Below are 13,807 nucleotides of genomic sequence, written 5' to 3'. Positions count from 1 at the left end.
GCTCTGTCAATAGAATTAGCGGCGAAAAATAGGCCGTGGGTCAGCCGCCGTTCCCTGATAATTCACGCTTACTTCAGTAAATGCGTTAAGATCTTCTTCAGAAAAACGATCTTCAGGGATTAAAAATGCATTAAAGCCTGAGCTTTGCATCAATGCTAAACGATCGCGTGCTACATCACCTATCGCTCGAATTTCGCCGTTAAAGCCTGTTCTAACAAGATGTTTAGCGATACTAAAACCACGCCCATCACGAAAGATTGGAAACTCAACGGCAACCAAAGCAATATTGTCCTGTTCAGCATACAAAGCCTGAAGATCATCATCCCCATTTACTTGTATACCTAGCTGGCCATCACGACCCAGAAGGTCGTCACGGTTTTCAAGGTAAAAAGACAGCGGTACGATGATATCGCCACTAGGAAGCGCTTGAGCCTGCTCTAGGCTTTCTACATCAATCGACTGCCAATTATCGTTAGCAACGATCTTTTTATTAATGAGCAAGGGCATAAACATTCTCCTTAAACGGGTCCATACCGATACGCTTATAGGTATCGCGGAACAATTCTTCTTCCTGGCGGTGCTCTACAAACACGTCCAGAATTTTTTCGAGCGTATTAGCAACATCATCAGCAGCAACTGACTTACCTAATACTTTGCCTAATACAGCATCTTCACGTGAAGAACCACCCAGAGTAATCTGGTACCAATCTTCACCTTTCTTATCGACACCTAAAATACCGATATCTGCAACATGGTGATGGCCACAAGCATTAATACAACCCGACATGTTCAACTGAATATCACCCAAATCATAGAGGTGATCTAGATCGTCAAACCGCTCATTAATCTGATCTGCAATGTTCAATGTTTTGGCATTTGCTAATGCACAGAAATCAAACCCTGGGCAAACGATCATATCCGCCAATGTGCCAATATTTGGACGAGCCAGGTTGCTAGCCTCCAACCCTTGCCACACGCTATACAAATCTGCTTTTTTCACATCAGCCAGTACCAAGTTCTGATCATGAGTGGAGCGAATTTCACCAAAGCTGTATTTTTCAGCCAGATCAGCCACGAGGTCCATCTGCGCATCAGTGATATCACCCGCCGGTTTTAGATGCGGCTTTAAAGATACAATCGCGATACGATACCCTTCAACACGATGGTCGACTGTATTACGCTCATACCAGGTTTTAAAGGCACGATCTTCAGCAATTTTTTGATCAAACGACGTATCTGCGGCTGCATTCACATCATAATCAAACGGTGTAAAGAAACCTTTAGCGCGCTCAATTTCAGCACTGGTTAACGTTAACTCACCGTCGCGAGAGTATTCCCACTCTTCTTCAACCAAGCGGCTAAACTCTTCGACGCCCAGAGCATTGACTAGGATCTTGATACGCGCTTTGTACTTGTTATCTCGACGACCATTAAGGTTATAAACACGCAAGATAGCATCTAAATACGAAAGCAAATGCTCTTTAGGCAAGAAGTCACGAACCACCTTACCAATAACAGGTGTACGACCTAAACCACCGCCGACTAGTACTTCAAAACCAATCTCACCGGCATCATTTTTTACTAGATGCAAACCAATATCATGCACCTGAGATGCGGCACGGTCTTCGGTACTACCCGTCACTGCAATTTTAAATTTACGTGGTAAGTAAGCAAACTCAGGATGCAGTGTCGACCATTGACGAATGATTTCACAGTAAGCACGTGGGTCTTCTAATTCATTAGCATAGACTCCGGAATACGGGTCCGTTGTCGTATTACGAATACAGTTACCCGACGTCTGAATAGCGTGCATCTGCACTTGAGCCAATTCAGCCAAGATATCAGGTACTTCTTCAAGCTTAGGCCAGTTAAACTGAAGGTTTGTACGGGTTGTGAAGTGTCCATAGCCTTTATCATATGTACGAGCAATATGAGCTAATTTGCGCAACTGTTCCGAAGACATCAATCCATAAGGAATCGCTACACGCAGCATCGGTGCAAACCGTTGAATATAAAGACCATTCATCAATCGCAAGACAAGAAACTCATCCTCTGGCAGATCTCCTGCCAAGTAGCGACGTGTCTGATCACGGTACTGTTCGACGCGCTCGTCAACCAGGGTTTGGTCGACTTCATTATACTGATACATGAATGTTTCACCCGTTTAGCAGCTCAACTGCCCTTTTACGATTCTAGAAAATTTAAATTGTTCGTTAATAATTATTATTTCAACCAGCCAGTACGAAACGTACACCGATAACCAGCAATATTGAGCCCATTATCGGCTGCATCACCTTAGGTGACAATTTCGCACCGATGTGGCTGCCTACAAATACACCAGGCAACGACCCCAGTAATAAATAAGCAAGCAAAGATAAATCCACACTTCCCATACTATAATGCCCAGCACCGGCAATCCCGGTTAGCACCACGGCATGCACAAGGTCAGTACCAACAATCGCTGGCATACTCATGCGTGGGTAAAGCGTAATTAACATCGCCGTACCTAACGCACCTGCACCAACAGAGGACAGCGTAACTAAGCCCCCCAATACAACACCGGTTAACAAGGTAACTGCAGGGCGAACTTTCTTCGCTTTCGCCACCCAAGGACGCCCTTCTACTTTCAGGGCGAACTTACGAATTTTGTTACGACCAAACACCGCTATAGAGGTCAGTATTAGTGAAATACCTAACGTCAGATTCATCAGATGCTCGATATCATCTAAAGCAGCAAGACCTTTAAGGTATTCCAGCGTCAACAAGCTGCCGGGGATACTACCAGACAACAGTAAAATAACGATTCGCCATTCAATTAATTTTTTACGAGCATACGCAAAAACCCCACCAAACTTGGTGACGGAGGCGTAAAGAAGGTCTGTGCTCACGGCAATAATAGGAGGGATACCGAACACAACAATCAGAATCGGCGTCATTAATGCACCACCACCAATTCCTGTGAGCCCGACAATAAACCCTACAACCAGCCCAGCAAAGCTGTAAGCAAATTCCATACAATGAGTACCCATTACCCTAAATGAATCAGAACGCCATCATACTTATTTTTTTATATAACAGAAAATAATAATTTATCACCTTGTTATTCTTTTTTGAAATATAAAGAGAACTCCCTCTTATTCCAAAAACGAATAAACAGATTTCTATTTATTACTTTTAATAAGAAAAACTCTCTGTAATAATGCACCGCAACATATGACAGATGGGCAGCCTCAAGCAGCCTATCTGCTTAACCAAGCTATAAATCGAGCAGGCATAAACAGATGACATCTATACCAGAGCGCCGTCTTACCCATTTAAAACAGCTGGAAGCCGAAAGCATCCAGATAATTCGCGAAGTGGCTGCTGAGTTTGATAACCCAGTAATGCTTTACTCCATTGGGAAGGACTCCGCCGTGATGCTTCACCTGGCTCGTAAAGCTTTCTATCCTGGCAAGCCGCCTTTCCCCTTGATGCATGTAGACACCACATGGAAATTCAAGGAGATGATCTCTTTTCGTGACAAAATGGCAGAAGAAGCCGGTATGGATTTGATTGTTCATGTCAACAAAGAAGGCGTAGACATGGGAGTTGGGCCATTTACACACGGCTCTTCCAAGCACACCGACATAATGAAAACCCAGGGGCTTAAACAAGCCCTAAACAAGTACAAATTTGATGCGGCTTTTGGCGGTGCACGTCGTGACGAAGAAAAATCGCGTGCAAAAGAGCGCGTATTTTCGTTCCGTGACAAATTTCACCGCTGGGATCCAAAAAATCAACGCCCGGAGCTGTGGAATATTTTTAATACCCGCGTTGATCAAGGCGAGAGCATTCGTGTATTTCCATTATCCAACTGGACTGAGTTAGATATCTGGCAGTACATCTATTTAGAAAGCATCCCGATTGTACCCCTGTATCTAGCACAAGAGCGCCCAGTCGTTGAGCGTAATGGCATGATGATCATGGTTGATGATGAGCGCCTACCACTGGAAGAAGGCGAGCATCCAGTAATGCGTAAAGTTCGCTTTAGAACACTAGGCTGTTACCCGCTAACAGGGGCAGTAGAGTCTGATGCAAGCTCTTTACAGGAAATTATTCAGGAGATGTTGCTAACCACAACATCTGAGCGCCAGGGTCGTGCCATCGATCATGACTCTTCCGGCTCAATGGAGAAAAAGAAAATGGAAGGTTATTTCTAACATCTATTTTTTTAACCATTATCTGATACTGAATGAGAGACCAATACCATGAGCCACCAGTCTGAACTGATTTCGACCGACATTGAAGCGTATCTTCATCAACACGAAAACAAAGAACTACTCCGTTTTTTAACATGTGGCAGTGTTGATGATGGGAAGTCCACCCTAATTGGGCGCCTATTACACGATTCAAAAATGATTTATGAAGATCAACTTGCTGCTATTCAAAGTGAAAACGCACGCGTAGGTAACGCCGGTGAAGAACTTGACCTTGCATTGCTTGTTGATGGCTTACAAGCAGAACGTGAGCAAGGCATTACCATTGATGTCGCTTACCGCTACTTCTCTACTGCTGAACGTAAATTTATTATTGCTGATACTCCAGGCCATGAGCAGTACACTCGCAATATGGCAACGGGTGCATCAACGTGTGATCTTGCGATTATCCTGATTGATGCTCGCCATGGCGTACAAGTACAAACTAAACGACATAGCTTTATTGTGTCGCTTTTAGGACTTAAGCACACTATTGTCGCCATCAATAAAATGGACTTGGTCGACTTCAGCGAAGAGCGCTATGAACAGATAAAAGCTGATTACTTAGCGTTTACAGCGGACTTAAACCTGCCTGATATTCAGTTTGTGCCATTATCTGCACTCAAGGGCGACAATGTTGTAAACCCTTCTGAGCACATGCCTTGGTACACAGGTCTTCCTTTAATGGAAACGCTGAATACCGTTAAAATTGCACGCGACAAAAATTTCGACGAGTTACGCTTCCCAGTGCAGTACGTCAACCGCCCTAATCTCGATTTTCGAGGATATTGCGGTACGCTAACATCCGGTATCGTAAAACCTGGTGATGCAGTTACCGTATTACCTTCTGGTAAGTCTTCACGCGTTAAGTCTATTGTCACTTTTGATGGCGAACTTCAAGAAGCATTTCCGCCGATGTCTATTACGCTGACGCTGGAAGATGAGATTGATATTTCCCGTGGCGATATCATCGTTCACAGCGACAACATCCCTAAAGCGACCAACCGCTTTGATGCAACGCTAGTTTGGATGGATGAACAACCCCTGACACAAGGTAAGACATACGACATCAAGCTGTTAACGAGCCGTACAGCCGGGTCTGTCACCGCCATTCGCCATCAAATTGATGTCAATACGCTTGAAAAATCAGATACGAATATGCTTGAGTTAAATGAGATCGGCCAGTGCGAAATTACACTAGAGCGTCCTATTCTTGCGGATAACTACACAGCATTTCGTGGCACAGGCTCGTTTATTGTTGTTGATCGCTTGAGCAACACAACGGTTGCTGCCGGCATGATCATAGATGCTGAAACAGATACCAAGCTAACGCTGTCAAGCTCGCCGCAAGTGAGTGCAGAACAAAAAGCACGTCGCTTTGGTCAACAACCGACCATCATTAAAGTAGAAGGCTCTGCAGACTCTGCACAAACGCTAATCTTTTCTCTAGAACAAGCACTGTTTAAAGCAGGGCGTAGCGTAGCAACACTAACGAAAAATACGTTACCTGCTGCTTTACTACAAAACTCAAGCACTGTAGCCGAACTGTTAAAACAAAATGGCTTGTTGGTACTTACTGATACTGACCTTGAAACGGCTGACCTGACTATTCAAACGGATAAATTACCGCAAGGTAACGAGCAGATCTCTGTGGTAATGCAGCAATTACAGGAACTGAAGCTAATATAATACGAACCAATAAGAGCGGTCGTTAAGACGACCCTCTCATTGAGTTAAATCAAGCCTTAAACTGTGCCTAACATCGCAGTTTAAGGTACACTTCAGCTTTTGTTAATTTCGAAGATCTATCAGGGAAACCTAGATGGATTTTCGCATTTTGATGCAGTGATCATGACAGATTTTCTTCTCATTTTAATCAGCACCGTGCTGGTGAATAACTTTGTACTGGTTCAGTTTCTTGGCCTTTGCCCGTTTATGGGCGTGTCCAACAAACTCGAAACAGCTATGGGTATGTCACTAGCAACTACCTTTGTACTGACATTATCGTCAGTATGTAGCTATTTGGTTTATACCTACCTGCTCTTACCATTTGAGCTGGGCTACTTAAGGACCATCTCATTTATCTTAGTAATTGCTGTTGTCGTACAGTTCACTGAAATGGTCGTTAAGAAAACCAGCCCCTTGCTGCATAAAGTCTTAGGCATATTTCTACCCCTTATCACTACAAATTGCGCTGTACTCGGTGTTGCTCTGTTAAACATCAAAAAACAAAACGGCTTTATGGAATCAATTTTCTATGGTTTTGGTGGCGCTGTAGGGTTCTCGTTGGCGCTGATACTCTTTTCGGCCATTCGTGAACGTGTCGCTGTTGCCGATGTTCCAACACCTTTTCGAGGTGCTGCAATAGGCATGGTTACTGCTGGCCTTATGTCTCTCGCTTTTATGGGTTTCACTGGCTTGGTTAAATTTTGAGCAGGTTGTATTGATGAGCGCTGTATTAATTGCCATTCTAGTTCTTCTCAGCTTAGCCGTTGTTTTTGGCTTAGTACTAGGTTTTGCTGCTGTAAAGTTCAAAGTTGAAGGCAATCCCATTGTCGATCAAATAGATGATCTTTTACCGCAAACACAGTGTGGCCAATGCGGTCACCCGGGTTGCCGCCCCTATGCAGAAGCCATTGCTAATGGAGAGCAGATCAACAAATGCCCTCCTGGCGGCCAAAGCACCATTGAAGCCCTTGCAGATCTCTTAGATGTTGAAGCGGTTCCGCTTGACGCCGAACATGGTGAAGAGAGCATCAAGACAGTGGCGTATATCCGAGAAGATGAATGCATTGGTTGTACCAAATGCATTCAAGCATGCCCGGTAGATGCCATTCTTGGTGCTGCAAAACAGATGCATACCGTTATTGTTTCTGAGTGCACCGGATGCGATCTGTGTGTTGAACCCTGCCCTGTTGATTGTATAGATATGCTACCCATTGAAACCACATTGAATAACTGGAAGTGGACGCCACCGGTACCCGGCATAGAACTGATCGCGACTGATACGGGACGCACTATTACTCACGCATCAAACAAAGAGGGAACGCCTTCATGAGTAAGATTTTTGCTTTTCATGGCGGCATTCATCCACCTGAGAATAAAAAACAATCAACGCGTGCACCTATTCGCTTAGCGCCCATACCTGAACAATTGACTATACCTATACAGCAACATATTGGCGCGCCTGCCAAGCCATGCGTTCAGGTTGGGGAGCAGGTATTAAAAGGTCAAATGATTGCTGAAGCACAAGGCAGAATCAGTGTTTCTATACATGCCTCAAGCTCAGGCACCATTACAGATATCAGCCCACAGGCGGTACCTCATCCCTCTGGCTTAGAAGCACCTTGTATCCGCATAAAAACCGACGGTCAAGATCAGTGGGCTCCCCATCAAGGATTAGCGGACTATCGCTCCCTCCCACAACTAGAGCTGATCGACTACATTCGCAATCACGGTATTGCTGGCATGGGCGGTGCTGGTTTCCCTACGGATGTTAAGTTACACCTAGGTGACGACCATATTGTTAACACTCTGATCATCAATGCCGCAGAGTGCGAGCCTTACATTACAGCTGACGACATGCTCATTCGCGAACGCGCTGAGCAAATTGTCGGCGGTATTGAGATTATCAATTACTTGCTCAACCCTACCCATATTTTAATTGGTATCGAAGACAACAAGGCACATGCTATTCGTGTGCTTGAAGATGCACTGCGTCACACAGAATTAAATATAGATATTGTCGTCGTACCCACTAAGTACCCCTCGGGTGGTGAAAAGCAGCTGGTGCGCTTATTAACAGGCGTGGAAGTCCCCAGCGGTCGTATTCCTGCGGATGTCGGCATCGTGTGTCAAAACATTGGAACAGTGGCTGCAATTAACCAAGCTGTATTTCACGGCACGCCTCTGATATCTCGTATCGTTACCGTCACGGGCGGTGCCGCTGGCAAACCACAAAATCTTGAAGCCCTTATTGGTACTCCAATTAGCGACTTGCTTGAAACAGCCCAAGTTAACCATAAGACACTCAGTAGACTGGTTATGGGTGGCCCAATGATGGGCTTCACGATTGAAGACGATGCTATTCCTATCATCAAAACGTCAAACTGCATTATTGCCGCCGTCAAAGAAGAGATGCCACCAGCGCCGCCTTCTCAGGCCTGTATACGATGCGGCTTATGCGAACAAGCATGCCCGGCAGAATTACTACCTCAGCAACTCTTTTGGTTCTCTAAAAGCCGTGAATTTGAAAAAGCAAAACACCACAACTTATTTGATTGCATAGAATGCGGCGCGTGTTCTTACGTTTGCCCAAGTAATATACCTCTTGTTCAGTACTATCGTTTTGCTAAAAATGAAATAAGAGCCGAAGAAGCAGAACAACGAAAATCAGACCAAGCACGACAACGCTTTGAAGCAAGACAAGCTCGTTTAGAGCAAGCGGTTCTTGATAAAGAAATACGCCGCAAAGAGCGTGCAGAACAGGCTGCAAAAACTCAAGCAGCTAAGAAAGCAAGCAATGAAACTGCAGCAAAAACGCCTGAAGATAATATAAAACAACTGAAAACAGCAGCAGCGATTACACGCACCAAACTTAAAAAAGCACTATCAGCATTGGAAGTTGCAAAAGCAGACAGTAGCGATAACATTGCTCAGCTCGACCTGCAGTATAAACAGGCCGATCATGCGGCCGAAGAGGCACAAAAGGCACTTGAGCTAGCACAGTCAGGCCCACAGGTACCGACAACCTCTGCAGCTCCAGATATCAAACAGCTTAAAACTCAAGCAGCTGTGGCCAGAACCAAGTTAAAGAAAGCACAACAGGCATTAAAAATAGCAGAAGACAAAGGCCACGATGGCGCTGACACTTTGCGCGCTACCGTTGTACAGCTGGAAGAGAAATCTGCTGCGGCACAACTCGCCTTTGCCAGTGCAGAGACAAGTACTGCCAGTTCTGGTAGCCCACTACTCGCCTTGAAAGAATCTACGGATAAAGCGCTAGGAACATTAAAAAAAGCAGAAGCAGCACTGGAAACTGCCATTGCTAATAACAGCCCCGCCGCCGAAAAAATGAAAGCGGGCGTTGTAAAGCTAAAAGCAAAATACACAGAAGCACTTGCTGCTCAAAAATCAGCTGAACTAAACACTCAGACAACTAGCGCCCCTAAAGCAACTGAAGTACCTGCACAAAACGTCGAGCAACAGCCGACGGCACGAACACCCGCTGACTTAAAAGCACTTAAGCAAAATGTTTCAATTATGCGCACCAAGCTCAAAAAAGCGGAAACCTTGTTTGCCTCAGCTGAAGCAGACTCAGAGCAGGCAGGCGAGCTACAGCAAGAAATAGTTCGACTGACACAACTTCACAAAGATGCTAAAGCACAACTAGATGCCGAAGAAGCAGGCAAAATTAAGGCGGCTGCGGCTCAAGGCATTGACCTTAAAAAATTAAAAATAGACGCAGCCCTCGCTCGTGCAGCGGTGACTAAGCTTGAGCGTAGCATTAAAAAAGCACAAGAAGCTGAATCTGCCGAACTGAATGCGTTACAGAACGAGTTACTCGCCGCTCAGCAGCAAGCAACTCAATTTAACAATACTCTTAGCCAATTTGAATAGGATATGCGATAGATTATGGCACTGATTCGCATCACATCGCCCCACGTACATAAGCCAACAAGCACTGCGGGCATTATGCGCTTGGTTATTTTAGCCACGCTGCCCGGCATACTGGCGATGACATTCTTCTTTGGCTGGGGAACCCTGATTAATATTATTTGGGCGTCTGCTTTAGCGGTCACTTTTGAAGCACTTTGCATTAAAGCACGTCACCGTCCGCTATCTTTTTACTTGAAAGATAACAGTGCCATTTTGACAGCAGTGTTAATTGCTCTAGCACTACCACCTTTTGCGCCTTGGTGGCTAACCGCCATTGCCGTATTTGTTGCTATCGTTATTGCCAAGCAACTTTATGGCGGCATTGGACAAAACCCCTTCAACCCAGCCATGGTTGCTTATGCCTTGGTACTGATATCATTCCCAGTTGAAATGACCCGCTGGACTGCCCCTTTTATGCTGTATGGCGAAGGCTGGAATATATTAGCCTTCACTGACACTCTATCACTCATTTTTGGCAGCTGGGCAGAACATGCCGACGCTTTTACGTCTGCCACCCCCCTTGATGAAATGCGCCACCGCGGCGGACTCACAACTGAAGAAGCTTGGAGAGCATCAGACGTGCTTGCCAATGTAGGTGCATGGCATGCCGTTAGCGCAGCCTATGCAATGGGCGGTGTTCTACTACTTTATAAAAAGATTTTTTCTTGGCACACGCCAGCTGCTTTCTTATTATCTTTAGGCGGCATAGCAACCTTCTTTTATATTATCTCACCTGACACCTATGCTGACCCGTTCTTTCATTTAACCGTAGGCGGCACCATGCTTGGGGCCTTTTTTATAGCGACTGATCCAGTATCATCGGCTACGAGTAATAAAGGGAAAATCTGGTTTGGTATCGGTATTGGTTGTTTAATTTATATTATTCGCACCTGGGGTAATTACCCAGATGCTGTCGCGTTTAGCATCTTATTAATGAATCTTGCGGCGCCTTTTATTGACCAATACACACAACCGCGCGCTTATGGGCATAAAGCCCCTAAACGCGGCATGAAGGGGAAAGCTTGATGGAACTCCTGACTTCATTGCGAAAAAATACGCTAGGCATCTCTATATTTGCCATTGTGACAGCAGGGCTTATTGCTATTACTCAAGTATCTACTAAAGATCAAATTCTTGAGAACGAGCGAGCACAACAAGCAAAAGCGTTATATGAAATAATTTCACGAGACAGTATTGATAACGACCTTTTAGAAGATGTTATCCATATTGAAGTACCAGAGTTAGGATACCCACTTGCAAAGATCTATCAAGCAAAGCGCGGTAACAAAGTGAAAGCGGTAATTATTCCCGTCATATCACCTGATGGCTATTCTGGTGATATAACATTGATTGTCGGCATTAATGCAGATAACTCTGTAGCCGGAGTGCGCGTTCTATCCCATAAAGAGACACCAGGGCTAGGTGATAAAATCGATCTTAGAAAATCTGACTGGATCCTGAGCTTTGACGACAAAAGCATGACAAGCTCAAACGATTCAAGCTGGGCGGTCAAAAAAGATGGCGGTCAATTTGATCAATTCACCGGAGCAACCATCACGCCACGCGCCATCGTTAATGCTGTAAGCCAAGCACTACGCTTTTTCAAACTAAACCGTGATCTACTGTTAAGTCCAAAGCCCGTAAAGGAGGCTTCATGAACATCGATTATCGTAAAATCACGTTAGATGGACTTTGGCACAACAACCCTGCTCTGGTGCAACTATTAGGCTTGTGCCCACTACTGGCTGTGACAGCATCGGTAGTTAACTCGATCAGCCTCGGCATTGCCAGCACTTTAGTGTTAATTGGTTCAAACCTAACTATTTCCACATTCAGGAAGTTTGTCCCCGATGCGGTTCGACTGCCTGTTTTTGTGATGATTATCGCCTCTTTTGTTACTTGCATAGAACTACTCATGCAGGCCGTTACTTACGAGTTATATCAAATCCTGGGCATCTTCATCCCTTTAATTGTGACTAACTGTGTCATCATGGGGCGTGCCGATGCTTTTGCATCAAAAAATCCGGTCTCAGCATCATTACTGGATGGTGCAATGATGGGAATTGGCTTTACTGTCGTATTAGTCATATTAGGCGGTCTACGTGAAGCGCTGGGCTCAGGAACGTTATTTGCTGACATGCACCTCCTATTTGGCCCCATGGCAGAAAACTGGACGATCACTCTTGTAGAGGATTACAAAGGCTTCCTGTTCGCAATTTTGCCCCCTGGCGCATTTGTTGGATTAGGGTTACTCATCGCACTGAAAAACATTATTGATAAACGTCTTAAAGATCGCCAGCTAGCTAACGCTCCGATCATTGACCAAGACTCTGGCACTAAACGTGTCCGCGTGACAGGTCTCATCAGCTAACGACAAATATGCAGCCTTACCCCTTGGTTCACTTGAACCAAGGGGTAAGCAAACTCTTGATATACACTCTAGTGCCTTCCTCTTAAGCTAACTCTCTTCAACTAACTACCTCCCGCACACCTTCTCAATTCACACCCAGCTTTGGAGCAACAGCTCACAGCTGAAGAAGCACTTATGAGCATTTTATTTTCCCGCCAAGGTCGCTACTATAGCTAACTCCCTTACAGAACAGATACTTTCATGAATAAAGTAATACGGCACGAAATTTTTACACGCTGGCAGAACGACAACCCAAACCCGAGAACAGAGCTTGAGTACAGCACGCCGTTTGAATTACTGATTGCTGTTCTACTTTCGGCACAATCGACAGATGTGGGGGTAAATAAAGCAACGCGCAAACTCTACCCTGTCGCCAATACCCCACAAGCAATTATTGACCTTGGCATAGATAAACTAAAAAGCTACGTCAAAACTATTGGCCTGTATAACACCAAGGCTGAGAATATTATCAAAACATGTAATATGCTTGTGGAACTGCATAACTCCATTATTCCAGATGACAGAGAAGCACTTGAAGCCTTGCCAGGTGTAGGAAGGAAAACAGCTAACGTTGTCTTAAACACCGCTTTTGGACACCCTGTCATGGCAGTTGATACACATATCTTCAGGGTAGGAAATCGCACTAAGATTGCGCCCGGTAAGAATGTGCTAGAAGTTGAAAAAAAACTACTAAAAGCCATTCCTAAAGAGTTTCTTGTTGATGCCCACCACTGGATGATTTTACATGGCAGATATGTGTGCACCGCACGTAAACCAAAATGCGGAAGCTGTTTGATTGAAGATTTATGTGAGTTCAAAGAAAAAACTGAAATTGACAGTTATTAATATAAAAATGGACACTTTCTAAGATGAAAAGTTACCCACAAAATCTGTGGATAATTCTGTGGAAATGTTTTGAGTAGATACCTGTAAGGCCCGTCATACCTCACTCTATGTTAAATTGTCCGAATTTCAAGCAAAAACAAAATATCAAACAAAAACAATGAGTTATATATTACAATAGTTAAATATCAATTTTATACGTTGTTTTTATGATTAATACTTACCAGCAAAATTTGCATGTAGATGATATAAAAAAACACACAAATAATTCTACTATTTACAATATTTTTTGCTTATATCGATTATGCCGCGAATAAAGTCGTATCCCCTCTCTTCCCAAGTAATCGATTACTGAAAGAGAGGAGGTAACATCAGGAAGGGGACTATCTACACAGACTCAAGACTCGGAAATTTCTATCTCTATATGTGTCTTAGGAACACAGCAACATGTCAAAATTTCACCTTCATCCATATCGAGTAAAGTTTCTCGAACATACTCAACTTCACCATCAATCAAACGAACCTTACAACACCCACAATAACCTCCTCGGCAATTGTAGGGCGCTGGAATTTCTTGAACTTCCAACGCATCTAACAAAGTTGATTCATACTGATAATAGAAAGTATGAAAGTGATTAACTTTGATTCTAGGAATGGCCAT

Annotated in this window: 13 protein-coding genes; 9 read left to right on the top strand and 4 right to left on the bottom strand. The window is 44.3% G+C overall.

Annotation, left to right across the window (positions count from 1 at the left end):
• Positions 1-15 precede the first annotated feature (15 nt).
• From G511_RS0109215 to G511_RS0109205, 3 genes are all read right to left on the bottom strand, one after another.
• Positions 16-507 carry a DUF934 domain-containing protein gene (locus G511_RS0109215; protein ID WP_028469379.1) on the bottom strand — a complete coding sequence of 164 codons (492 nt, stop codon included), beginning with the start codon at positions 505-507 and terminating at the stop codon, positions 16-18.
• Positions 491-2,149 carry a nitrite/sulfite reductase gene (locus G511_RS0109210; RefSeq protein WP_028469378.1) on the bottom strand — a complete coding sequence of 553 codons (1,659 nt, stop codon included), beginning with the start codon at positions 2,147-2,149 and terminating at the stop codon, positions 491-493. Before G511_RS0109210 ends, G511_RS0109215 begins: the two co-directional genes overlap by 17 nt.
• 79 nt (positions 2,150-2,228) lie before the next feature.
• The gene (locus G511_RS0109205) at positions 2,229-3,014 is read right to left on the bottom strand and encodes a sulfite exporter TauE/SafE family protein (protein ID WP_028469377.1); all 786 of its coding nucleotides are present in this window, start codon (positions 3,012-3,014) and stop codon (positions 2,229-2,231) included.
• Between the two features lie 267 nt (positions 3,015-3,281).
• Here G511_RS0109205 and cysD point away from each other — a divergent pair, with 267 nt between their 5' ends.
• The 9 genes from cysD to nth all read left to right on the top strand — a co-directional run bounded on the left by cysD (position 3,282) and on the right by nth (position 13,149).
• Positions 3,282-4,199, top strand: a complete 918-nt coding sequence (cysD, locus tag G511_RS0109200; RefSeq protein WP_028469376.1) for a sulfate adenylyltransferase subunit CysD — start codon at positions 3,282-3,284, stop codon at positions 4,197-4,199.
• 48 nt (positions 4,200-4,247) lie between these two features.
• A complete protein-coding gene (gene cysN, locus G511_RS0109195) occupies positions 4,248-5,924 on the top strand; it encodes a sulfate adenylyltransferase subunit CysN (protein ID WP_028469375.1) in 1,677 nt (558 codons plus the stop codon).
• A 162-nt stretch (positions 5,925-6,086) separates the two neighbouring features.
• Positions 6,087-6,668: an electron transport complex subunit RsxA gene (gene rsxA, locus G511_RS0109190; RefSeq protein WP_028469374.1), complete on the top strand. Its 582-nt coding sequence runs from the start codon at positions 6,087-6,089 to the stop codon at positions 6,666-6,668.
• Between the two features lie 13 nt (positions 6,669-6,681).
• Positions 6,682-7,293: an electron transport complex subunit RsxB gene (rsxB, locus tag G511_RS0109185; protein WP_028469373.1), complete on the top strand. Its 612-nt coding sequence runs from the start codon at positions 6,682-6,684 to the stop codon at positions 7,291-7,293.
• Entirely contained in the window at positions 7,290-9,854 is a 2,565-nt protein-coding gene (gene rsxC / locus G511_RS0109180) for an electron transport complex subunit RsxC (protein ID WP_028469372.1), read from the top strand. The genes rsxB and rsxC overlap by 4 nt, the downstream gene beginning before the upstream one ends.
• Positions 9,855-9,869: 15 nt before the next feature.
• Positions 9,870-10,919 carry an RnfABCDGE type electron transport complex subunit D gene (locus tag G511_RS0109175; RefSeq protein WP_028469371.1) on the top strand — a complete coding sequence of 350 codons (1,050 nt, stop codon included), beginning with the start codon at positions 9,870-9,872 and terminating at the stop codon, positions 10,917-10,919.
• Complete coding sequence (gene rsxG, locus G511_RS0109170; protein ID WP_028469370.1) at positions 10,919-11,551, top strand: electron transport complex subunit RsxG; 633 nt, start codon at positions 10,919-10,921, stop codon at positions 11,549-11,551. Before G511_RS0109175 ends, rsxG begins: the two co-directional genes overlap by 1 nt.
• The gene (locus G511_RS0109165) at positions 11,548-12,264 is read left to right on the top strand and encodes an electron transport complex subunit E (protein WP_028469369.1); all 717 of its coding nucleotides are present in this window, start codon (positions 11,548-11,550) and stop codon (positions 12,262-12,264) included. Before rsxG ends, G511_RS0109165 begins: the two co-directional genes overlap by 4 nt.
• A gap of 240 nt (positions 12,265-12,504) precedes the next feature.
• A complete protein-coding gene (nth, locus tag G511_RS0109160; protein ID WP_028469368.1) occupies positions 12,505-13,149 on the top strand; it encodes an endonuclease III in 645 nt (214 codons plus the stop codon).
• 394 nt (positions 13,150-13,543) lie between these two features.
• Here the strand turns inward: nth and yfaE are convergent, their stop codons facing one another.
• Positions 13,544-13,807, bottom strand: coding sequence for a class I ribonucleotide reductase maintenance protein YfaE (gene yfaE / locus G511_RS0109155; protein ID WP_028469367.1), 264 nt, complete (start codon positions 13,805-13,807; stop codon positions 13,544-13,546).

The organism is Neptunomonas japonica DSM 18939 (assembly GCF_000422765.1).
Taxonomy (GTDB): domain Bacteria; phylum Pseudomonadota; class Gammaproteobacteria; order Pseudomonadales; family Balneatricaceae; genus Neptunomonas; species Neptunomonas japonica.
This window is presented reverse-complemented; position numbering and strand designations above follow the sequence as displayed.

What these genes read in the sequence shown, in the direction of transcription:
- G511_RS0109215 (WP_028469379.1), bottom strand. Translation starts at nt 507, where the DNA reads ATGCCCTTGCTCATTAATAAAAAGATCGTTGCTAACGATAATTGGCAG.
- G511_RS0109210 (WP_028469378.1), bottom strand. Translation starts at nt 2,149, where the DNA reads ATGTATCAGTATAATGAAGTCGACCAAACCCTGGTTGACGAGCGCGTC.
- G511_RS0109205 (WP_028469377.1), bottom strand. Translation starts at nt 3,014, where the DNA reads ATGGAATTTGCTTACAGCTTTGCTGGGCTGGTTGTAGGGTTTATTGTC.
- cysD (WP_028469376.1), top strand. Translation starts at nt 3,282, where the DNA reads ATGACATCTATACCAGAGCGCCGTCTTACCCATTTAAAACAGCTGGAA.
- cysN (WP_028469375.1), top strand. Translation starts at nt 4,248, where the DNA reads ATGAGCCACCAGTCTGAACTGATTTCGACCGACATTGAAGCGTATCTT.
- rsxA (WP_028469374.1), top strand. Translation starts at nt 6,087, where the DNA reads ATGACAGATTTTCTTCTCATTTTAATCAGCACCGTGCTGGTGAATAAC.
- rsxB (WP_028469373.1), top strand. Translation starts at nt 6,682, where the DNA reads ATGAGCGCTGTATTAATTGCCATTCTAGTTCTTCTCAGCTTAGCCGTT.
- rsxC (WP_028469372.1), top strand. Translation starts at nt 7,290, where the DNA reads ATGAGTAAGATTTTTGCTTTTCATGGCGGCATTCATCCACCTGAGAAT.
- G511_RS0109175 (WP_028469371.1), top strand. Translation starts at nt 9,870, where the DNA reads ATGGCACTGATTCGCATCACATCGCCCCACGTACATAAGCCAACAAGC.
- rsxG (WP_028469370.1), top strand. Translation starts at nt 10,919, where the DNA reads ATGGAACTCCTGACTTCATTGCGAAAAAATACGCTAGGCATCTCTATA.
- G511_RS0109165 (WP_028469369.1), top strand. Translation starts at nt 11,548, where the DNA reads ATGAACATCGATTATCGTAAAATCACGTTAGATGGACTTTGGCACAAC.
- nth (WP_028469368.1), top strand. Translation starts at nt 12,505, where the DNA reads ATGAATAAAGTAATACGGCACGAAATTTTTACACGCTGGCAGAACGAC.
- yfaE (WP_028469367.1), bottom strand. Translation starts at nt 13,807, where the DNA reads ATGGCCATTCCTAGAATCAAAGTTAATCACTTTCATACTTTCTATTAT.